A 20,566-nucleotide genomic window follows, 5' to 3' on the forward strand; every position below is an offset into this window, starting at 1 on the left:
CTCAGAGGTCGTCGAAGCTCCGGTCGCCGCTACGGAGGTCGGTCAGCACGTCGACGAGGTCGTCGGTGTCGACGCGCACCTGTTCGGTCGAGTCGCGTTCACGGATGGTCGCCGTACCGGCCGGGTCGGCGTCGAAGGTGACACAGAACGGCGTGCCGACCTCGTCCTGCCGGCGGTAGCGCCGACCGATGGAACCGGAGTCGTCGTAGGCGACCGAGAGACCGGCCGCGCGCAGGTCACTCGCGAGTGCCTGGGCTTCGTCGGCCACGTCGTCACCCATCGGGAACACACCGACGACTGTCGGTGCGACTTCGGGTTCGAGCGCGAGGTAGGTCCGTTCCTCACCCGCAACTTCGTCCTCGCGGTAGGCGTGGTGGACGACGGTGTACAGCGCCCGGCCGACACCGAACGACGGTTCGACGACGTGTGGCGTGATGTGCTCACCGGCTTCGGTCACTTCGTCGACGCTGAAGCCGACCTTCTCGGTCGGGAGTTCGTACGATTCGCCGTCGACTTCGACTTCGACCGTGTCGCCGTCGAAGGCGGTCCGGTCGCGCTCGGCGAGCGTCTGGAGCGCCTCCGAGATGTCGGCGGCTTTGCCGCCGAACTCCGGGCCGAGGTAGGCCATGTCCGGGTCGACCGTCGCGCGCTCGACCGTCTTCGGCTCGTCGTACTGCTTGAATATCGTGTAGTCTTCGTTGCTGTGCTCGGCGTGCTTCGAGAGGTCGTAGTCGCCGCGGTAGGCGAAGCCGGCGAGTTCGATCCAGTCACCGTCGATCTGCCCTTCTGCGTCCCAACAGTCCGCCGCGTAGTGGGCGCGCTCGCCAGCGAGATGCTGACGGAAGCGGAACCGGTCCATGTCGACGCCGACGCGGTCGTACCACTGCTTGGCGAGACCGAGGTAGTAGGCGACCCACTCGTTGGCGATGGTGCCGTCCTCGACGGCGTCGCCGATGCGCATCGTCGTCGGCTCACCGCCATCGGCCTCCTGCATCTCGGCGGAGTACAGTGGCGCCTCCACGTCGGAGACGGCGGAGAGGTCCGGGTGGTCCTCCTCCGGGTCGACGAACAGTTCGAGTTCGGCCTGCGTGAACTCACGCACGCGAACGATGGACTTGCGCGGCGAAATCTCGTTGCGGTACGCGCGACCGATTTGCGTGACACCGAACGGGAGCTTGTTCCGGGCGTACTCCTTCAGCTGCGGGAACTCCACGAAGATGCCCTGTGCCGTCTCCGGGCGCAGGTAGCCCGGCTGTGAAGAGCCGGGGCCGATGTTCGTCTCGAACATGAGGTTGAACTCGGTGACCGCCTGGCCGGCGAGACCGGCACCACAGGACGGACAGACGAGTTCGTACTCCGCGATGAGTTCTTCTACTCGGGGGATGGGGTAGCTCTCGGCGTCCTCGATGTCCGTCGCGTCCTCGACGATGTGGTCGGCGCGGTGGCTCTCGTGACACTCCGGACACTCGACGAGCATGTCGTCGAAGCCGTCGAGGTGGCCCGAGGCTTCGAAGACGGGTTCGGGCGCGATGGTCGGGGCGTCGATTTCGAAGTTGCCCTCGGCGATGGTGAAGCGGTCACGCCACGCACCTTCGACGTTCTGCTTCAGTGCGGCACCTTGCGGGCCGTAGGTGTAGAAGCCCGCGACGCCGCCGTAGGCCGTGTTCGACGGGAAGAAGTAGCCCCGTCGCTTCGCCAACTCGGTGACTTTCTCAGCGTCAGTCATACAGGGCCTCCACGATGTTGATGTCGCGCACGATGCCGACGAGCTGGTCGCCCGAGACCATCGGAATCTGCTCGATGTCGTGGCGGATGAGGAGTTTCGCGGTCTCCTTCGCCGTCTTCTTCGTCGAGACCGTGATGAGGTCGTCCGTCATGAATTCGGAGACCGGTTCGGCCGGAATCTCGACGTTTCGGGTCGGCAGGTAGCGGTTGCCGACCGCCTTGATGCCTTCCCACATCCACTCGTCGTCCTCGTTCGCGATGGAGTCGCCCGTCTCGTCCTCGCCTTCGACGATGCGGGCGACCTCGATGATGTCCACTTCGGTCAGCATACCCGTCATCTCGGCTTCCTCGTCGAGGACGATAGCGTAGGGGACGTTCGCGTAGTACAGTTCGCGCTCTGCGACCGGTAGCGGCGTGCCCGCGTAGGTCGTGTTCACGTCGCGACTCGCCAGGTCACCGACGACCGCGTCGGTCTCGGCCTCGCCCTTCGCGATGGCGTGAATCACGTCGGTGACGGTGATGATACCTTCCAGTTCACCGTCGACGACCGGCACACGCCGGGCGTTCTCGTCGACCATCAGACGCGCGACCTCGGTCAGGTCAGCGTCGTCCGTCGTCGTCGGCACGTCCTCCATCAGCAGTGCCAACTGGTCCTCGTCGGGACGCTCGATGAGGGCGTCGCGCGAGACGAGACCTCGGTACTCCTCGCCGTCGTCGGTCTGTTTGACGACCGGCACAGAAGAGAAACCGTGCTCTTGCAGGTATTCGAGCACGTCGTCGCGGGTGCCCGGCAACTCGACGGTCACCAGTTCTGCGCGCGGCGTCATCGCGTCGGCTACTTTCATATCCGCGATATAGGACGAAACGGCGCATAAAGCCCTTGTTTCGTGTGCGTGATTGTGGCACGTCTCGCCACGGCGACGTTTATATATCAGGCCGCCATCGCTTCTATTGTGTCTGAAAAGAGAAACGTCGTCCTCGCACTCTGCCTCCAGTTCACCTTTCTCGCCGTCTACAGCACGCCGTCGCTCCACCCGTTGGTGTCTCGCGCGCTGTTCCCGTTCGTCGCGCCGCTGACGCACGGCCTACCGGCCGTGTGGACCGCCGTCGCCGCCGCCGGCGTGCTCGATTGGCTTCCGAAGCCCGGATGGGTCGTACTCACAGCTGGACTGCTCGGCGTCGTCTACTACATCGAAGCGCTCGCGCTCGTACGACTGGGCGAAGGAATCGCGCAGGGACTCGGCCGACGAGCGTAAAAATCGAAAGTCAGACCATTTTTCGGACCTATTCGAACGCGGCGATACCCGTGAGGTCTTGCCCCAGAATCAGCGTGTGGATGTCGTGGGTGCCCTCGTACGTGTACACCGTCTCCATGTTCGCCATGTGGCGCATCGGCGAGTAGTCCGACGTGATGCCGTTGCCGCCGAGCATCTCGCGGGCGATTCGGGCCTGGTCGCGGGCCATGCGGACGTTGTTGCGCTTGGCCATCGAGACGTGCTGCGGGCGGAGTTCACCGCGCTCTTTCAGGTCGGCGAGACGGTGGGCGAGCAGTTGTGCGGTCGTAATCTGCGTCGCCATCTCGGCCAGTTTCTCCTGCTGGAGCTGGAACCGGGCGATGGGGCCGCCGAACTGCTCGCGGTCGACGGCGTAATCGCGTGCAGTGCGGAAACAGTCCATCGCGGCCCCGACCGCACCCCACGCAATACCGTAGCGGGCCTGGGTGAGACAGGAGAGCGGCCCCTTCATGCCGGAGACGTTCGGGAGGACGTTCTCCTCGGGGACGAACACGTCATTCAGGCCGAACTCGCCCGTGATGGAGGCGCGAAGCGAGAGCTTCTCGGTGATCTTGTTGACCGAGAAGCCGTCGCGGTCGGTCTCGACGAGGAACCCGCGAACCGGGTTGTCGTCGCTGGTCTTGTCGCGCGCCCAGACGATGGCCACGTCGGCGATGGGTGCGTTCGTAATCCACGTCTTCGAGCCGTTGAGGACGTAGCCGCCGTCGGCGTCTTCGGCGCGTGTCTCCATGCTGGACGGGTCCGAGCCGTGCTGGGGTTCGGTCAGGCCGAAGCAACCGATTTTCTCACCGCGGCCCATGTCCGGCAGCCACTCGTCTTTCTGCGCGTCGCTGCCGAAGGCGTGGATGGGGTACATGACGAGTGCGCCCTGGACGCTGGCCATCGAGCGCAGGCCGGAGTCACAGGCTTCGAGTTCCTGCATCAGCAGGCCGTAGGCCGTCTCGGAGACGTTCGGCAGGTCGTAGCCGTCGAGGTTCGGCGCGTAGAAACCCATCTCGCCCATCTCGGTGATGAGTTCGGTCGGGAACGTGCCCTCCTCGTAGTGCTGTCCGATGTCCGGGCGGACGCGGTCGTCGACGAAGTCGCGAGCGGAGTCGCGAATCATTCGCTCTTCCTCGCCGAGTTCCGCTTCGAGACCGACGTAATCGAGCATACTACGGCTCGGTCGGCCTCGCAGAAAAGTACTCCTGTATCGTCGCAAGTGTTGCCGCGGCCCTCTCGAACGTCGAACCCAGTGGTGCAGTCCGTCTCCTCAGTTCACGCGCTGTTCCAGCACGCGCTCGCCACTTTCGGCGCAGATGAGCGCGACCACATCGTAGGAGTTACAGCAGGACTCGACGGTCTCTTCTTGTATCTCGACGCGGCCACCACCGGGGCACTCGTCGAGGAACACGCGCAGGCCGTTGAGGACCGCACCGCGGGCGATGGGGTCGAGTTCGGCCCAGTCGTCCGTGGCGACTCGGGCGAGGACGTGCGCCCCGGCCACGTCGACGCGCAGGGCGGTCCGCGAGGGCCACTCGCCGACGCGCTGGCCGTTGCGCTCCAGCAGGACCGCCTGCTCGTGGTACTGCACGTCGTACTCGCCGGGGTCGAGGCCGAAGACAGTCCGGACTTCTTCCGGGTCGACCTCTTCGTCGGTCTCGACGAGGTGTTCGTCCCACGCCTCGGCGAACGACTCGCTCAGACAGAGGTCGTCGATGTCCGCACAGGGTTCGACCGCACCCGCGTCGGAGAGGAAGGTTTCGGGGTCTACGTCGCGCACATCGCCCGCTTTCGGCATCGGATGTTCCGGCTCTTTGCCGAACCACGCCAGCAGCCAGTCCGGCATGTATCGCTTCGTCAGTTCGGGTGTTCCCGGGACGAGATAGCCGCGGAGCCAGATTGCCGCCGCACTCAGCGCGAGCACGACGAGGGCACCGGCGATGGCGACCTGCGTGCTCGCCACGGTCGTCAACCCGACCGCGACGACCGCACTCAGCACCAGTGCGATGAGCGAGTTGACGGTCGTACACGGCCAGCACCGGTTCTCACCGGTGTACTCGGGTCGACGGAGTCCGGCGAATCCGGACGTGTGTGAGTCTGCCATACACGACAGAGCGAGACGGACGAAAAAAGGTCTTTCTGTCAGCGATTGCCAACGACTATTTTCGACGATTTTGACTGTTCAGTCGGACGTTGCTGTCGAACTGGCAGTCGTGTCGGCACCCTCGCGGACCTGCCGGACGTAGGTGACGAAGTTGTCGAACAGGGGCTTGGCCTCGCAGGCCTTCCCGTAGTTCTCTTCGGTGATGCCGTCGATGACTTCCTGTTTTCGGGCGTCGTCGAGGTCGTCCTTGCGGCGCGTGACGTCTTCTGCGGTCACCGTGTCGTACTCCGGGTGGAACTGTACGCCGAAGACGTGCCCGCGCCGGAAGCCGTGGTTCCCGTAGTCGTTGCGGGCAGTCTCTTCGGCCCCGGGTGGCAGTTCAACCACGGCGTCGGAGTGCGTGGTGAACACGGTGAAGCGTGATTCGAGGCCGTCGAACAGTGGGTTGTCACCCACGCGCTCGACCTCGCGGTAGCCGATTTCGTACTCGCCCATGTCGGCCACGCGGCCACCGAGGGCTTCGGCCAACAGTTGGTGGCCCCAACAGACGCCCAGACAGGGGAGACCGCGGTCTGCGGCTTCTCGCACCCACTCCTTCGTGGGTGTAATCCATGCTTCGTCCCAGTAGACGGACGAGCGTGACCCCGTGACGACGACGCCGTCCCAGTCATAGTGGTCGGGCAGGTGGCCGTCTGTCGCGTCGAACTCGACCAGGTCGGCGTCGAGTTCCCGTCGGAAGTTCCGTCGGGTGTTCTCGTCGCCGTGGGCCGCGTTCAACAGTGCGATACGAACTCGACTCATCGTGTATAGAAGGGTCACTTTCCGGGAAGTGCGTTACGCTCCGGCGAGCGTTGCCGCCGTCGCGGCGACCGGCACCCGAAAACCCCCGGTTACGGCCGAAATCGGCCAGTACTACCGCCTCTGGCCGGATTCCCAAGGTGTGTAGGAGCGGTCGCCTTGAGACATCACGCCATAGCTATAGTTGCCGTCATCCCCTCGACGGACCTGCACCGACTAATAACTAACACCCCACCCCACCCCACCCCACCCCACCCCACCCCACCCCACCCCACCCGTCCTTTCCACCAATTGCGACCGTGCCAACGTCGCAATCAGGTCCCTGTTTCCTGTCCTACGAACTCGAGCAGCAAGTCGTTGAGCGGTCGCGACCGTTCGACGTTGACGAAGTGACCAGCGCCCGGAAACTCCTCGTGCCGACCACGCGGGAGTCCGTTCGCCAGTTCCGCCGCCGCAGTTTCGTCCAGTAGCTCGTCCGCACCGCCCGAAACGACCAACGTCGGCAGCGTCACCTCGTACAGCGGCGTCGCGTCGAAGTCGGAGAGCGCGGCGGCCTGCTGGTCCCACGTCTCGCGGTCGGCGTCCTCGGTAGTCCGCCACTGGGCGATGCCGTCCACTACGTCCGGTTGCTCGCGACAGAACTCGGCCGAGAGCACCGAATCGAGGGTCTCGCGACACGCATCCTCGTCGCTCGGGTCGGCGAAGAACGGTTCCGGGTCGTATTCGTTGCCGGTCGCCGCACCCGAAACGAGCGTGAGACTGCGCGCCCGGTTGTGCCGACGAGCGTACGCCAGTGCGACCATCGCACCGAGGCCACAGCCGATGAGGTGGACGTTGCGCGACCCGTGGTCGGCCAGCACGGCTTCGAGGTCGTTCGCGAACTGTGCCATCGACATCGGACCGCGCGGTGGGTCCGACTGGCCGGTCCCGCGCGTGTTCCACACCAGCGACTCGAACGGGCCGCCGACGGCGGCGTGTTGCCAGCCCCACAGCCACGCGCCACAGCCGATATCGGGAATGAACGCGACCGTCTCCCCGTCGCCGTCGGTCTCGTAGTACAGTTCGGTCCCGTCTCGGTCCACGGTAGGCATGGTGGAAGCGACGCCGTCGCCGCGGAAATAGCCACGGAACCTGGGTTCCAGTCGTCGTCGTAGTCGTCGCTGGGTCAGCCCTCGTCGACGAACACGTCGACGACGGCGTCCTCGTTCGCCGGAGTGAGACGGACGCCGACGACGTTCCCGTCGCCGTCACGCTGGTAGGACTCGCCGACGACTGCGCTCCTGCCGCGGGCGAAATTCAGCCGTGGCGGGTCGGCGTACGGACGCTCGAACCGTACCGAAATCTGGCCGTCGTCGCCGGCCGTCTGCCCGCGGTGGACGTCTATCGCTGGCGTGTTCCCGCCTGTCCGCGTGTCGGGGCTGGAGATTCGCCACGAATTCTCGCCGTCGGCCCAGTTGTCCTTGACGAGGTTCGCCCCCACGTCCGCGCTCGCGACTTCGACGACCGCAGGTGCGCCGTTCTGCCGAATCGCGTTTCCGTGAACGCGAACGCCGCCGTCTTCGATGCGGATGGCGGGCGGCGTCGGGTCCGTCGTCCGACCGTTGCCGACGACGTAGTTGTCGCTCACCTCGTTGCCCGTGGTTCCTCGCTCGCCGTCGATTCTGATGCCGAGTGCGCCTGCGCCTTGCACGTAGTTGTCGCGGACAGTGCTCTCGCGGGTCCCTTTCAGCCGAATCCCGGCCAGCCCTGGCTCGTGTATTCGGTTCCCAGCGACGAGCCCCCGACTCGTGGACACGAGACGGATGCCCTCCCGTGCGACACCCGAGATGGTGTTCTGCTGTATCGAGAGGTCGCGCACGTCCCCGGCGACGACGACGCCGCGGCCGCTGTAGTCGTACAGTTCGTTGTTCCGAATCGAGAGATGGCGGCCGCCGTCCGAGTCGACGGCGATGCCGGCGAACGCTCGCCGAGGCGTTTCGAGGCCAGACGCGTCCTGATAGCTGACGTTGTTCTGGATACTGACGTTCCTGAACCGGTTCGGGCCGCGGACGTGGCAGAACGACTTGTGTGCGCCGTACCCCACGTTGCCGACCACGCTGAGGTAGCTCTCGTTGGTCCCGGCACCGGTTTGCTGTGCTGCACCGACGAGGCTGCCCTCGTAACTATCGCCGAGCAGGTTCCCGAAGACCGAGACGGCTATGGCGGTGTAGCCGCGCCGGTCGTCGTCCCAGAGGTCTGCGGAGATAGGGCGGTCGAGGCCGTCCGAGACGACGTTTCCGAAGACGAGTTGCCGGTCCCCTGCGACCTGCACACCGCGGTCGCCGAAGTCGTAAATCTGGTTGTGTGAGATACGGACGTTCGAACTGCGCCTCGTGACACTGACGCCACTCCCACCGTCGCCGTGGCTTCGTGGGTGCGTGTTCCGAATCTGGCAACCGTCTATGTGGACGTTCTCGGCATTCACGACCGAGATACCGTGCAGCCGCGTCGCACCGTTCGACTGGCCCGCCCGGTTGCCGTGGTAGCCGACGCCGTGGATGGTGACGTTCTGGACTCTGTCGTGCTCGCCGACCCGAATCCCGCCGACATCGGCACCGTCCGCGGGCTGGATCAGTGTCGGAATATTGGGGCCGTACACGTGCACATCGTCGACGTCGATGTCCAGCCACTCCCGGGTACGGTACGGGGCGTTCGCCGCCGAGATGGAGATGACGTCACCGGGTGCGAGGTTGCGGAACGCGGTTTCGAGTTCGTTCCGCGTCCGGACCACGATGTCGTTGCCGGCCGATTCGACGTGGACCGCCGCACTCGGCCACAGAGAACCGGCCAGTGTGGACGCCGCAAACAGTGAGCAGAAGGTCCGACGTGGAAGCTGCGTCATACATCGACGGTCGGAGAGAATATGTGTAATACTTCGGGTAGTTTGTCCACGAACCAGCAACGTAATGCTTCCTCAGAAATGTTGTCTGTTAGTTATTTCTGAGCCAACTCGGCAGTCGTCTCACCTGACCCGAGGTGGCTCCTCCCGGCCCATTCGGACGCCTTTTCTTCCGGCACCGAATGATTTCGAGGTATGCACGCCATCAAGGACAGTGTCCACGACTACATCGAGGTCTCTCAGCTCGTCGCCGACCTGCTCGATACCCCGGCGATGCAGCGCTTGCGCCACGTCAAGCAGCTCTCCACGGTCCGACTCGTCTACCCTTCTGCGAACCACACGCGCTTCGAACACTCCCTCGGCGTCTACCACCTCGCGCGACAGGCGTGTCGCCACCTCGGCATCGACGGCTCGCGCGCCGAAGCGGTGCAGGCCGCCGCGGTCCTCCACGACGTGGGCCACGGCCCCTACGGCCACCAGAGCGAGGGCATCATCGAGCGCCGCCTCGGCCGTCACCACGACGAGGTCCACGACCTGCTCGCACGCGACGAGGTCGGCGACGTGCTCGAATCGTACGGGCTCGACACCGACGCCGTCGCAGACCTCATCGACGGCCAGGGGAAGTTCGGCCAGCTCGTCTCCGGCGAACTCGACGTGGACCGGATGGACTACCTCGTCCGCGACGCCCACCACTCCGGCGTCCCGTACGGCACCATCGACCAGGGCCGTCTGCTCCGCGCCCTGACGTTCATTGACGGCGACCTCGCGCTCTCGGAGGGCAACCTCGCCACGGCCGAGTCGATGCTGGTCGCTCGCGCACTGATGAACGCGACCGTCTACCGCCACCACGTCTCGCGCATCACCGGCGCGATGCTGGAGAAGGTGTGCGAACGCCTGCTCGACGAGACGCCCGTCACCACCGAAACTTTCGCCCGTATGTCCGACGGCGACCTCCTCGCCGAACTCCGCCGACACGACGAGACGACGGACGTGGCGGCTCGCCTGGCCACCCGCGACCTGTACAAGCGCGCCGTCTGGGCCGAACTCGACGACGTGCCAGAGCGCGTCATCGACGCCGACCACGACACTCGGCGGGCGCTCGAAGCCGACATCGCTGCGGAAGCCGGTGTCTCGCCCCCGGCCGTGCTGCTCGACGTCCCCGGTCGCCCGTCGATGCCGGAGTCCTCGACTCGCGTCGTCGTCAACGGCGAAGTCCGTCGACTCCACGAGGAGTCGCCACTGGTACAGGGCTTGCAGGCGGCCCAGTCTGTCCAGTGGCGACTCGGCGTCTACTGTCCGGAAAATGCCGTCCCGGCGGTGAGGGACGCCGCACTCGACGTGCTCGACCTGCCCGAATCGGGCACGCGACCGTCCGGGTCGCGCGACTGGCCAGCGTAATCGACGCCCGCACTCGATTCCTGTCGGCACTGATTAGTTAGCCAATACGTTTACAGTGGTGGGGTTATGAATGATGCATGGGGTTAGAACCCCGAGATCGGATCAGTCGTTGCCTCCTGACCGATGTCCTGCTCGGCCGGGACCGAGCGGGAACTGGGATACGCCACTATCATTTCGTCGGGTACGCGCCCCGCGGACGGGCCTTCGGCCCACGCGGGGGCACCCGGCGTTTCGTTTCAAAAACAGCAGAAACTCAGTAGCCTGCGGTCTGTTCGTATCGCTCGTGTACCGGTCGCTCGACGGGTTCGACGACGCCTTTCTCCATCGCCTGATTGTAGACGCGGCCCCAGTACGAGGCCTGCGCGAATGTCGCGTACGTCGTCCCGAAGAAGACGCCGACGAGGAAGACGAAGACCGAGAGTAGCATGACGATGTACATAGCGACGGCGAGTCCGAGCGAGAGGACGAGGTACTTCGCGTAGTGCCCGGTCAGCACGAAGTCGGGGACACGACGGGACGTGTACGTCTCGCTGATGCTTCCGGTTGCCGCGAACACGGTCGTGATGGCTGGCGCGAGGGCGAAGACGACGGTGTTGACGGCGATCGCAGCGACGTAGTTCTCGGTGAAGAGGAGTACGTACCCGAGGAGGAAGAGAACCCCGAGGGGGAGCCCGGCCACGATTAGCACGAGTCCTTTCCCGAGCAGGTCACCGTACTCTTCGAACTCGGGCTGTTCGTCGCCCAGCGCCGCCGCCCGCCAGAGGCGATACTGGTACCCACTGGAGACGAGCCCCGGCAGGATGAGGAACGAGAAGAACAGGCAGACGCCACCTTTCAGAATCGGCATCCAGCCACGCGCTCGCGGGAACGAGAACGCGAAGCTGAACGGTCCCTGACTCTCGGTGCTCACGGCGACCCCCCTGCGTGGACTAGACGATTGGCTCGACCTGTCGCTGTCCTGTCTCCTGACATCGGTCGGGTTGACTCGCTAACAGGTCAAAAAACCGAATCCAAGGTAGAAAGGGAACCGCCTCGCTGTCCCTGCTCAGGCGTTCAGCACGGTCCGCAGTACGTCGGGCGCGGACGCCAGCGCCTCGTCCAACTTGTCGGCGTCTGGACCGCCACCCTGTGCGAAGTCGGCCGGGCCGCCGCCGCCACCGCCGACCTTCTGGGCGAGTTGGCCGACGACTTCGCCGGCGTTCACGTCAGAGCCCTCGGGCACGGCGACGACGAACTGCGCACCTTCCAGGCCGGAGCCGATGACCGCGATTTTGCCCTCTTCGACGAGCGCGTTGGCCATCGCGCGAAGTTCGTCCGAATCGGCGTCGATGCGCTGGACGACCGCGGGCGTGTCACCGATTTCGACCTCTTCGGTGTCGGCCCCGCCGGATGCGCGGGCCTCGGCGAGTTGCTCTTTGAGGTCTTCGATGGTCTTGCCTCGGGCCTTCCACTCCTCGAAGAAGCGCTCGGCCGTGTTCGGCACTTCCTGCGGTGTCACGTCCAGCACGTCGGCCGCCTCGTTCAGGGCGTCCTCGGTCTGCTGGGTGGCCTCGATGGCGGCCGTCCCGGCGGCGAAGGTGATACGCTCGACACCGTCTTGCACGCGCTCGGTGTTTTGAATCTTGATAGTGCCGATGTCGCCGGTGCGGGCGACGTGCGTGCCACCGCAGGCCTGTACGTCCTCGGCGACGTGGATGAGCCGGATGTTCGTGCCCGGCGGAATCCCACCCTGGTACAGGTCGAAGCCGTGTTCCTCCTCGGCCTCGTGGCGGTGGGGCCACTCCTGTTTCACGAGTGTGTTCTCCATCACGAGTTCGTTCGCGAAGTGCTCTATCTCCTTTATCTCCTCGCGGGAGATGCGCTCGAAGTGGTGCATGTCGATGCGCGAAGAGTCGACACCCTTCTGGGCACCGGCCTGTCGGATGTGCTCGCCGAGCACCTGCCGCGCCGCGTGGATGACGACGTGTGTCGCGGTGTGGTTGCGCATCAACTGGCGACGGCGCTGGGTGTCGAGTTGGCCGCGGACGAACTCGCCCTTGCCGGGGTCGCGGTTCGTCCGGTGGAGGATGACGCCATCCTGAATCTGGACGTGTTCGACTTCCACAGAGAGGTCGTCGGTACTGAGCGAGCCGGTGTCGGAGGGCTGGCCACCGCCCTCGGGGTAGAACATCGTCTGGTCGAGGACCACGTCGTAGCCCTCCTCGCGCTCGAACACGTCGAGGACGACGGCTTCGAACTCGGTCCGCTGCTGGTCGTCGTAGTAGAGGCGGTCCGTCTCGGGCAGGTCCGCGAGGCGGTCGTCCGCGTCACCGCCCTCCTCGTCGAACGCCTGACCGCCGTCGTGGCGCTGGGCGACGAGTGAGTAGAAGTCGTCGGGGACGTTCACGCGTGCCCCTTCCTCGTTGGCGATTTCCTCGACCATGTCCGGCTGGATGCCGTGACTGTCGTACAGTTCGATGAGTTCCGTGGTCGGAATCGGCTCGGACTTGCGAGCGTACTCCTCGGCGAGTTGGCGCACCTTCCGGCCGCCGCGTTCGAGGGTCTCGTGGTACTTCTCGACCTCGTTGCGGACGATTTCGCGGATGGTGTCGCGGTTCTTGTAACCGAGGCGCTTGGCCTGCATGTCGACGAGTTCGTCGAGCGGCGCGTCGACGCCGACGTTGTCACAGAGTCGCTTCGTACGCCGAAGGACCATCCGGGCGAGGTAGCCCGTCGAGACGTTCGACGGGACGATACCGTCGCCGAACATGTATGCGAGGGTCCGACAGTGGTCGGTGATGGCGTAGATGTCCTCTAGCGGCTCCATCAGGTCGACCAGTTCGGCCGTCTCCACGTCGAGTTTCGCGGCGATGGTGGACCGAGCCGTCTCCATGTCTTCGGCCTCGTCGATGTCCATGTGGCCCGCCAGTTTGGCGGCCCGGTGGACGAGTTCCTCCTCGTCGTCGGTGAGTTCGATTTCGGCGTTCTCCTTGAGGAACTGAATCATGTCGGGGTAGACCGCCTCGTAGACGGTCGGGGTCCCCTGCGACATCCACGTCCATCGCTCCAGCCCGTAGCCGGTGTCGACGATGTACGTGTCCATGAACGAGTAGCGATTCCCGTCTTTCATCTCGTACTCGCCCTCGGGGTCCTGTTCCATGCACATGAAGACGAGCGTGGCGAGTTCGGCACCCTTGTAGATGACCTCGATAGCCGGTCCGGCGTTGCCGCCGCCGACCCACGGGTCCTCGATGTAGACGATTTCGTCGAGATTCGCGCCGAGCGACTCGAAGAACTCGTCGCAGTACTGGACCGTCTCGTCCTTCCAGTACACTTCGCCCTCGTACGCGTACTCCTGCTCGGCGTCCTCACGCGTGTTGAACGCGTGGTGGGCCATCATCTCGAACGCCATCGTGTGGCGGCCCGTCTTCCCGACGTTGTCGATGTCCTGCATTCGGATGCAAGGCTGACTGATGGTCAGCGGGTTCGCCGGCGGTGGCGTCTCGCCCGACGTGACGAGCGGCTGGAAGTCGTAGATAGACGCCTGCGTGAGCAACACGTCGTCACGCCACCGGTTCGCGGCGACTGGATAGGGGTCGATGCGCTCGTGGCCGTGTCCCTCGAAGAAGGAGAGGAAGGCCTCGCGCATCTCTTCCAGCGTGTACGCCTCCGCGAACCCGGGGTTGTCGATGAAACTGTAGTCCTCGCAGGGCGGCTCCCCACACGTCTCCCGGTCGTGGTCGCGCGTCCAGAAGTTCGCACCGCAGTCGGTGCACTCCCGTCGCACGAAGTCCTCCGCCTCGAAATACTCGAGACGGTACTCCTCCTCTAGGCTCATTCGTACCGCACAGTGGCCTTTCAGTCGGTAAAACAGTTCCGCAACGGTCCACGGCCGCGCTGGCTCGCGGTTTTCTGCTCTCCACGCCGTCCGTCGATTCCGCGTCTGGAACCGACTGCTCGCACTCGAACACCCAACACGTTCGAACGAATCCTATTGCCCACTGACCACGTCTAGTGCACCATGTCCACCGAACGGAGTGGCCTGCTCGACGGCATCGGCCGGAGCGACTGGCGCGACCTGCTCCGCCTCGTCGGATTCGTCCTGCTCGTCAACCTCGTCGGCGGTGCTGCCGCGGTCATCGGCGGTCCCGGGAGCGACTGGTTCGCGAGTCTGGAGAAACCGTGGTTCTACCCGCCAGGGTGGCTGTTCGGCGTCGTCTGGACGCTCCTGTTCACCCTGATGGGTATCGCACTGTACATGGTCTGGGAAGCGGGGTGGGACCAGCGAACGGTCCGCGTCGCGGTCGCCGCGTTCGCACTCCAGATGATGTTCAACGTCGCGTGGACGCCCGCGTTCTTCGGGTTGGAGAACCCCGGACTCGGACTCGCGGTCATCCTCACGCTCTGGCCGCTCGTCGTCGTGACCATCTGGGCGTTCGACCGAGTCGACCGCACCGCGGCGCTGTTACTCGTCCCGTATCTGTGCTGGGTGACGTTCGCAGCGGTCCTCAACGGGGCCATCTGGTGGCTGAACTGACGACGGGGACCGACTCGGGAACCAATCAATCGGGCGGCAAGATTATCACGCAGTATCGTTTATTCGTCTGGTAACTACCCACAGGTTAGGTACCACGGTGGGTGTGACCAACCCCATGACGGACTCCCCTCACGTCGTCGTGACCGCCGAACGCACCGCCCGTCGAACGGCGGTAGCGACGGCGCTCGCCGACACCGATACCTGGACCGTCGACGAGGTGGCTCCACCGTCACTCGCCACCGAGTGCGAGGCGGCGGACTGTCTCGTCCTCGCCGACGACGCCGCGATGGCCCACGTCGCCGCCGCTCACGATTCTGCCGACAGTTCCGTCGTGCGTGACGTCACAGCCGTAGTGTTCACGGATACGACGCCAGACAGCGTCTCCTGTCGCGCGGCCGGCTACGTCCGCGACGACGGTCCCGACGCAATCGGCCGACTCGTCGACGAACTCTGCTGGCGGCTCGGCGCGGCAGCGGACGCGACCGAGCCACCCCAAGCGGACCCCAGCCTGGAAGAGAGCCACGCGAAGATAGAGCAACTCCACGACGTGGCCGCCGAAATGGTCGCCTGCGACACCGAGGAAGCGGTGTACGAGGTCGCAGTACGTGCTGCCGAGGAGATCCTCGACCTCGACATCGTCGGCATCGACGTGGTCGAAGACGGCTACTTCGTGCCACAGGCGCTCTCGGAAGAGATGCGCTCTGCGGGCTACCAGCGCCTCTCGGTCGAGGAAGGCATCGCGGGAAAGACGTACAGATCCGGCGAGACCATCGTGGTCGACGACGTACGCGACCATCTCGACGCGAATCCGGTCGGCCCGTACCAGTCGGTCCTCTCGGTTCCGGTGGGCGACTTCGGTCTGTTACAGGCCGGCTCCGCGTCTCTCGGCGCGTTCGACGCCCGGGACAGCGAACTCGCCGAACTACTCGCCTCGCACGCCGCCGAGACCGTCGAACGACTCCGTGCCGAGGCACAACTCCGCCGCGAGCGTGACCGCCTCTCTGCGCTGTTCGAGAACGTCCCCGACCCCGTCGTCAGGTACGCCTACGAGGACGGGTCGCTTCGGGTACAGGAGGCGAACTCTCAGTTCGAGCGTGTCTTCGGCTGGTCGACCGACGAACTGCAGGGAGAAGACATCGACGAGTACATCGTTCCCGATGGGTACGAAGCCGAAGCCGACGACCTGAACGAGAAGCTGATGGCAGGCGAGAGCATGCACGTCACGACGAAACGCGAGACCAGCGACGGGGTCCGCGACATCCTCCTCCACGTCGTCCCGTTCGAACGCGGCGAACGCAGCCTCCACGGTTACGCCATCTACACGGACATCACGACGGAGAAACAGCGCCAGCGCGAACTGGAACGCCAGAACGAGCGCCTCGACGCCTTCGCCAGCATCGTCAGTCACGACCTGCGCAATCCGCTCTCTATCGCCCGCGGCTACGTCGACCTCGCGGAGGACACGGGCGACCCCGAGTTCTTCGAGGAGATTCGCTTCGCGCACGAGCGCATGAACAACCTCATCGACGACCTGCTCTCGCTCGCCAAACAGGGCGACGTCGTCGGTGAATCAGAGCCTGTCAGCTTACAGGACGTGGTTACGAACGCGTGGTCCGGCGTCCAGACCGGAGCGGCGACCGTCTCAGTCGTCGAGGAAACGACCGTCGTAGCTGACCGCGAACGTCTCGTGGAGTTACTGGAGAACCTCTTTCGAAATGCAGTCGAACACGGTTCGACAGACCATCGGACTACGTCCGACGACGCCGTGGAACATGGCGTTCCACGAGCCTCCGGCGATGCCGGAGACGCAGTCGAACACGGCTTGCTGGACTGTGAGGACTGCCTCGCCGTCACCGTCGGTGCGACGCCAGGCGGCTTCTACGTCGCCGACGACGGCTGTGGCATCCCCGCCGACGAGCGCGATGCCGTTCTCCAGTCCGGCTACACGACGAGCGAACAGGGAACCGGTTTCGGCCTGACCATCGTGCAGGAGATCGCCGACGCACACGAGTGGGAGGTCGCCGTCGACGAGAGCGAGGCTGGCGGTGTGAAGTTCGTCTTCTCCGGCTGCAAGCAGTCGGTCGACGCAGACACGACTGTCTGACCACGATACGGACTACTCCACGTCGAATCAGTTCTCAGTTGGAGACCGCGGCGTCACGTCCGAGTAGCCTATGAAAGAGCTGTGAGTGGTTGGTCGCGTCCGAGAGGAGGTCGTCTAGGAGTTCGTCCGCCCGCGCCGCCTGTTCGTCTACGCACTCGGCGAGGTCGGTGTACTCGTCGCTGCTCGCGAGTTCTGCACGTGACTTGCGCGCTTCGAGAATAGCCTTCTTCGACACCTGTGCGTAGTACTCGCGGAGTTCGCGGTCGTACGCCATCCGGTGTTCGAGTCGGGTGAGACAGCGATTCAGCGTCGCACGGTCGACGGGCTTGACGAGGTAATCGTCGAAGCCCATCTCGATTATTTCGAAGTCGGGTTCGACCGCAGTGACGATGACGACCTGACAGGCGTAGCCGTCGGCGCGAATCTGTTCGAGGACTTCGTCGCCGGAGCGCCCGGGCAGTCGGCGGTCGAGGACGACGATGTCCGTCGCTTCCGTCACGGCGGTAATCGCCGAGGCGCCGTCCGCGACTGTGTGGACGCGCCACTCTTCGCCCAGCCACGAGGCGTAGAGGCTTGCAAGCTCCGTGTTGTCCTCGACGACGAGGACCTCTGTCGGGTCGTCGCTCATGGTCTCACCCCTTGTGTACTCATGCATGTGAGAACTAACGATAAAAGTCTCGGCCGCCAACATGCTCTGAGGCTTGATATTTCACGCCGAACGTGACGAATTATCTATTACTCGGTGGTAACAGCGAGAACGCCCTACTCCAGCGCGAGCGACGCCAGCAAGGCTTCGAGCTGGACGCGCTCACTCGCTCCGGTCGTGATGCGGTACTCGGCCTCGCCGACGCGGTCCATCAGCCTGACCGCGGCCTGTTCGGAGAGGTCGAACTCCCACGCAGAGCGGTGGAGTTGGTCGATGATGTCGCCGCCCGCGAGGCCACGCTCGGTCAGCAGTTCGTCGAGTTTCGCCCGCGCGGCGATGAAGTCGCCCGCGATTGCGTCGGTGACCATCGCCTCGACTTCTTCGGGTCGAGCCGTCGAAGTGATGGCGTACACCGTCTCCTCGGTCACCTCGTCGCCCATCACGGAAGCGGCCTGCAGCGCGTTGATGGCCTTGCGCATGTCGCCGTCGGCGGCGTACACCAGCGCGTCGACGCCCTCGTCGGTCAGCGGAATGTCCTCTTCGCCAGCAATGTAGCGAATCTGCTTCGCGACCGCTTCGTCCGCCAGCGGCGAGAACCGGAACACCGCACAACGAGACTGAATGGGGTCGATAATCTGGCTGGAGTAGTTACACGAGAGGATGAAGCGCGTGTTGTTCGAGAACTGCTCCATCGTCCGGCGCAGGGCGGACTGTGCGTCCGAGGTCAGCGCGTCGGCCTCGTCGAGGAAGATGATGCGGTAGTCGTACCCGCCGAAGGAGGTCCGCGCGAAACTCTTGATGCGGTCGCGGACCACGTCGATACCGCGCTGGTCGGAGGCGTTCAGTTCGAGGAAGTTCTCGCGCCAGTCGTCGCCGTAGATTTCTTTCGCAATACTGACCGCTGAGGCAGTTTTCCCGACGCCGGCGGGCCCTGCGAACATGAGGTGCGGCAGTTCGTCCTTCGAGATGTAGCTCTGTAGCCGTCCCAGGATATCCTCGTGACCCACAACGTCGTCGAGGGAATCGGGGCGATACTTCTCGATCCAGACTTCGGTACGGCCGGTGGCCGGCGCGTCCGTCTCCTCGGCCTCGCTCATGGCCGAAGGGAAGGCCGGTTCGCTCATAAAGCCCCCGAGACGACCCGTGCGCCCAAGTAACTCATTCACGTGATATGACTATATACGTATATTTTATCTTCTCATCTACCGTCTATACATGCATGAGATACACCTCAGGCAAACGGAGAGTTCTCGTACTCTTCGTCACGTTCCTGCTCGTCCTCGCATCGGTGCCCGGACTCGTCGCCGGAGAGTCGGCCGTCGCCGGGACCTACGTCGTCGACGAAGGCGAGACGGTCGACGGACTCGAAGTCGTCGGTGCGACCGTCGTCGTCCGCGGGACGGTCGACGGCGACCTGAGCGGTGCGGCCGCCGACGTGCGCATCGAAGACACTGGCGTCGTCACGGGCGACGTGAACGTCGGCGCAGCCAGCGTCACCATCGCGGGACGCGTCGACGGCGACGTGAACGTCGGTGCGGCCACGCTGCGACTGCTCGACGGGGCAGTCGTCGGTGGCAACCTCGCCGCGGGCGCTTCTGACGCGACCCTTGCCGGTGAGGTGACGGGTAACGTCGAACTCGGCGCGGACACCATCCGTGTCGACGACACGGCCGTCGTCGGCGGTGACTTCCGCTACGATGGCGAACTCGACCGAGCCGAGGGTGCCAGCATCGCCGGCACCGTCGTCCGCGACGAGGAACTCGGCGGTTACGAGTTCTCGCTCGCCCCTAGCTGGGCGGAAGGCCTCATCGACGGCTTGTTCACCGTCTACGCCTTCGTGGTGAACCTCGTGGTCGGTGCCCTGCTCCTGCTCGTGCTGCCCGGGTTCTCCCGGCGCGTCTCGGACCAGGTTGTAGCCTCGCCCCTCAAGACCGGCGGTGTCGGCCTGCTGACGCTGTTGGCCGTCCCGGTCTTGCTCATCGCCCTCGCGCTGACCATCATCGGCATCCCGTTCACCATCGTGGGCGCGCTGCTGTTCGCGCTGGTCGCGTGGGTCGCGGCTATCTACGGCCGCTTCGCCATCGGTTCGTGGCTCGTCGCGAAGGCCGGCGGCGACAACCGCTGGCTGGCGCTCGTCGTGGGCCTGCTCGTCGGTGTCGTGTTCGGCTGGGTGCCGTACGTCGACGGTGTGCTCGAAGCACTCGTCTTCCTGCTCGGCCTCGGCGCGCTCGCGCTGGTGCTGTACCGCGATTTCCAGTCGCGTCGTCAGCGTCGGACCGTGGCTCCGGACTCGCGGTCTGAGGGCCTCGGTGACGACACGGACGACGTGTCGACCGCGTAGTCGACCCACAGACCACCGGTCGCTGCTTCTTACTCCGGTCGGACGACACGCTTAGGCCTGCCCACTCGCAACTCACATCCATGCAGGTCACCGTCGACGTCAAAGGCGAGGACACGTACGACCTCGACCTTCCGGACCCGACCTACGCCGACTGTCTCGCCGAGGTCGGACTCAGCCCCCACGAGGTGAGTGTCCTCGTGGACGGCCGCCCCGTCCCGGAGGACCAGCCGGTCGAAACGCCCGAGTTCACCGTCTTGCGACTCATAAAGGGTGGGTAGCGTGGCGGTCGGGTTCTCGCTCGCGAACGTCGGCCCCGGGCCAGACCCGTGTTCGCTCGACGACCTCGCGGCCGACCACGATTTCGTCCTCCTCCTGTTCCAGCGCGACCACTACTGTACGAACTGTCGGAAACAGGTCCAGCAGGTCAGCGACCGCTACGACGAGTTCCAGCGACGAAACACCGAAGTCGTCTCCATCGTGCCGGAACCTCGTTCGAAGGTACAGGAGTGGCAGGACAGCTACGACCTGCCGTATCCACTGCTCGCCGACCCCGAGGCGGCGACGGGCGACGCCTACGACCAACCGGTGCGATTCGGTCTGCTCGGGAAGGTCAGCGACTTTTTCGGCCGGATGCCCGAAGCCGTGTTGCTCGACTGTCGCGGCGACGAGCCGAGGGTCGCGTGGGAGTACAAGAGTCGGTCGACGTTCGACCGTCCAGACATAGACGACCTGCTCGCTGCTGTCGACGACCAGCGCGGGCAACCGACCTGAAAAACACG

The 20,566-nt window shown here is 64.9% G+C and carries 18 protein-coding genes; 7 read left to right on the forward strand and 11 right to left on the reverse strand.

What is annotated here, in order from left to right; translation table 11 throughout:
• Window position 1: 1 nt before the first annotated feature.
• Together glyS and ACSC1P_RS10490 are read right to left on the reverse strand one after the other, a co-directional pair.
• Window positions 2-1,726 (reverse strand): glycine--tRNA ligase, encoded by a 1,725-nt coding sequence (gene glyS, locus ACSC1P_RS10485; protein ID WP_435360097.1) that lies wholly within the window; start codon window positions 1,724-1,726, stop codon window positions 2-4.
• Complete coding sequence (locus tag ACSC1P_RS10490) at window positions 1,719-2,570, reverse strand: CBS domain-containing protein (RefSeq protein ID WP_435360098.1); 852 nt, start codon at window positions 2,568-2,570, stop codon at window positions 1,719-1,721. Before ACSC1P_RS10490 ends, glyS begins: the two co-directional genes overlap by 8 nt.
• Window positions 2,571-2,678: 108 nt before the next feature.
• Between ACSC1P_RS10490 and ACSC1P_RS10495 the strand changes: the two genes are divergently transcribed.
• Window positions 2,679-2,981, forward strand: coding sequence for a hypothetical protein (locus ACSC1P_RS10495; protein WP_435360099.1), 303 nt, complete (start codon window positions 2,679-2,681; stop codon window positions 2,979-2,981).
• Between the two features lie 28 nt (window positions 2,982-3,009).
• On the opposite strand, the gene ACSC1P_RS10500 is transcribed toward ACSC1P_RS10495, so the two are convergent.
• From ACSC1P_RS10500 to ACSC1P_RS10520, 5 genes are all read right to left on the reverse strand, one after another.
• Window positions 3,010-4,173 (reverse strand): acyl-CoA dehydrogenase family protein, encoded by a 1,164-nt coding sequence (locus ACSC1P_RS10500; protein WP_435360100.1) that lies wholly within the window; start codon window positions 4,171-4,173, stop codon window positions 3,010-3,012.
• A gap of 99 nt (window positions 4,174-4,272) precedes the next feature.
• The gene (locus ACSC1P_RS10505) at window positions 4,273-5,106 is read right to left on the reverse strand and encodes a DUF8054 domain-containing protein (protein WP_435360101.1); all 834 of its coding nucleotides are present in this window, start codon (window positions 5,104-5,106) and stop codon (window positions 4,273-4,275) included.
• Between the two features lie 78 nt (window positions 5,107-5,184).
• Window positions 5,185-5,907 (reverse strand): type 1 glutamine amidotransferase, encoded by a 723-nt coding sequence (locus tag ACSC1P_RS10510; protein ID WP_435360102.1) that lies wholly within the window; start codon window positions 5,905-5,907, stop codon window positions 5,185-5,187.
• A 311-nt stretch (window positions 5,908-6,218) separates the two neighbouring features.
• Entirely contained in the window at window positions 6,219-6,995 is a 777-nt protein-coding gene (locus tag ACSC1P_RS10515; protein WP_435360103.1) for an alpha/beta fold hydrolase, read from the reverse strand.
• Between the two features lie 74 nt (window positions 6,996-7,069).
• Window positions 7,070-8,785: a right-handed parallel beta-helix repeat-containing protein gene (locus ACSC1P_RS10520; protein ID WP_435360104.1), complete on the reverse strand. Its 1,716-nt coding sequence runs from the start codon at window positions 8,783-8,785 to the stop codon at window positions 7,070-7,072.
• A 192-nt stretch (window positions 8,786-8,977) separates the two neighbouring features.
• On the opposite strand from ACSC1P_RS10520, the gene ACSC1P_RS10525 reads away from it, so the two are divergent.
• On the forward strand, window positions 8,978-10,180 hold the full coding sequence (locus ACSC1P_RS10525) for an HD domain-containing protein (RefSeq protein WP_435360105.1): 1,203 nt from the start codon (window positions 8,978-8,980) through the stop codon (window positions 10,178-10,180).
• 253 nt (window positions 10,181-10,433) lie between these two features.
• Here the strand turns inward: ACSC1P_RS10525 and ACSC1P_RS10530 are convergent, their stop codons facing one another.
• Both ACSC1P_RS10530 and alaS read right to left on the reverse strand, forming a co-directional pair.
• Window positions 10,434-11,090 (reverse strand): DUF4013 domain-containing protein, encoded by a 657-nt coding sequence (locus ACSC1P_RS10530; RefSeq protein ID WP_435360106.1) that lies wholly within the window; start codon window positions 11,088-11,090, stop codon window positions 10,434-10,436.
• Window positions 11,091-11,225: 135 nt separating this feature from the next.
• Entirely contained in the window at window positions 11,226-13,997 is a 2,772-nt protein-coding gene (gene alaS / locus ACSC1P_RS10535) for an alanine--tRNA ligase (protein WP_435360107.1), read from the reverse strand.
• A gap of 183 nt (window positions 13,998-14,180) precedes the next feature.
• Between alaS and ACSC1P_RS10540 the strand changes: the two genes are divergently transcribed.
• Together ACSC1P_RS10540 and ACSC1P_RS10545 are read left to right on the forward strand one after the other, a co-directional pair.
• Window positions 14,181-14,696 carry a TspO/MBR family protein gene (locus ACSC1P_RS10540; protein ID WP_435360108.1) on the forward strand — a complete coding sequence of 172 codons (516 nt, stop codon included), beginning with the start codon at window positions 14,181-14,183 and terminating at the stop codon, window positions 14,694-14,696.
• A 115-nt stretch (window positions 14,697-14,811) separates the two neighbouring features.
• Entirely contained in the window at window positions 14,812-16,800 is a 1,989-nt protein-coding gene (locus ACSC1P_RS10545; RefSeq protein WP_435360109.1) for an ATP-binding protein, read from the forward strand.
• A 34-nt stretch (window positions 16,801-16,834) separates the two neighbouring features.
• On the opposite strand, the gene ACSC1P_RS10550 is transcribed toward ACSC1P_RS10545, so the two are convergent.
• Both ACSC1P_RS10550 and ACSC1P_RS10555 read right to left on the reverse strand, forming a co-directional pair.
• Complete coding sequence (locus ACSC1P_RS10550) at window positions 16,835-17,428, reverse strand: response regulator (protein WP_435360110.1); 594 nt, start codon at window positions 17,426-17,428, stop codon at window positions 16,835-16,837.
• 134 nt (window positions 17,429-17,562) lie between these two features.
• Window positions 17,563-18,543 (reverse strand): replication factor C small subunit, encoded by a 981-nt coding sequence (locus tag ACSC1P_RS10555; protein WP_435360111.1) that lies wholly within the window; start codon window positions 18,541-18,543, stop codon window positions 17,563-17,565.
• Between the two features lie 122 nt (window positions 18,544-18,665).
• Here ACSC1P_RS10555 and ACSC1P_RS10560 point away from each other — a divergent pair, with 122 nt between their 5' ends.
• The 3 genes from ACSC1P_RS10560 (at window position 18,666) to ACSC1P_RS10570 (ending at window position 20,558) form a co-directional block, all read left to right on the forward strand.
• A complete protein-coding gene (locus ACSC1P_RS10560; RefSeq protein WP_435360112.1) occupies window positions 18,666-19,787 on the forward strand; it encodes a bactofilin family protein in 1,122 nt (373 codons plus the stop codon).
• An 80-nt stretch (window positions 19,788-19,867) separates the two neighbouring features.
• Window positions 19,868-20,065: a ubiquitin-like small modifier protein SAMP2 gene (samp2, locus tag ACSC1P_RS10565; protein ID WP_435360113.1), complete on the forward strand. Its 198-nt coding sequence runs from the start codon at window positions 19,868-19,870 to the stop codon at window positions 20,063-20,065.
• Complete coding sequence (locus ACSC1P_RS10570; protein WP_435360114.1) at window positions 20,058-20,558, forward strand: peroxiredoxin family protein; 501 nt, start codon at window positions 20,058-20,060, stop codon at window positions 20,556-20,558. Before samp2 ends, ACSC1P_RS10570 begins: the two co-directional genes overlap by 8 nt.
• The last annotated feature ends 8 nt before the right edge of the window (window positions 20,559-20,566 follow it).

Origin of the sequence: Haloarchaeobius caseinilyticus, from assembly GCF_051207395.1 — an archaeon.
Classification (GTDB): Archaea; Halobacteriota; Halobacteria; order Halobacteriales; family Natrialbaceae; genus Haloarchaeobius.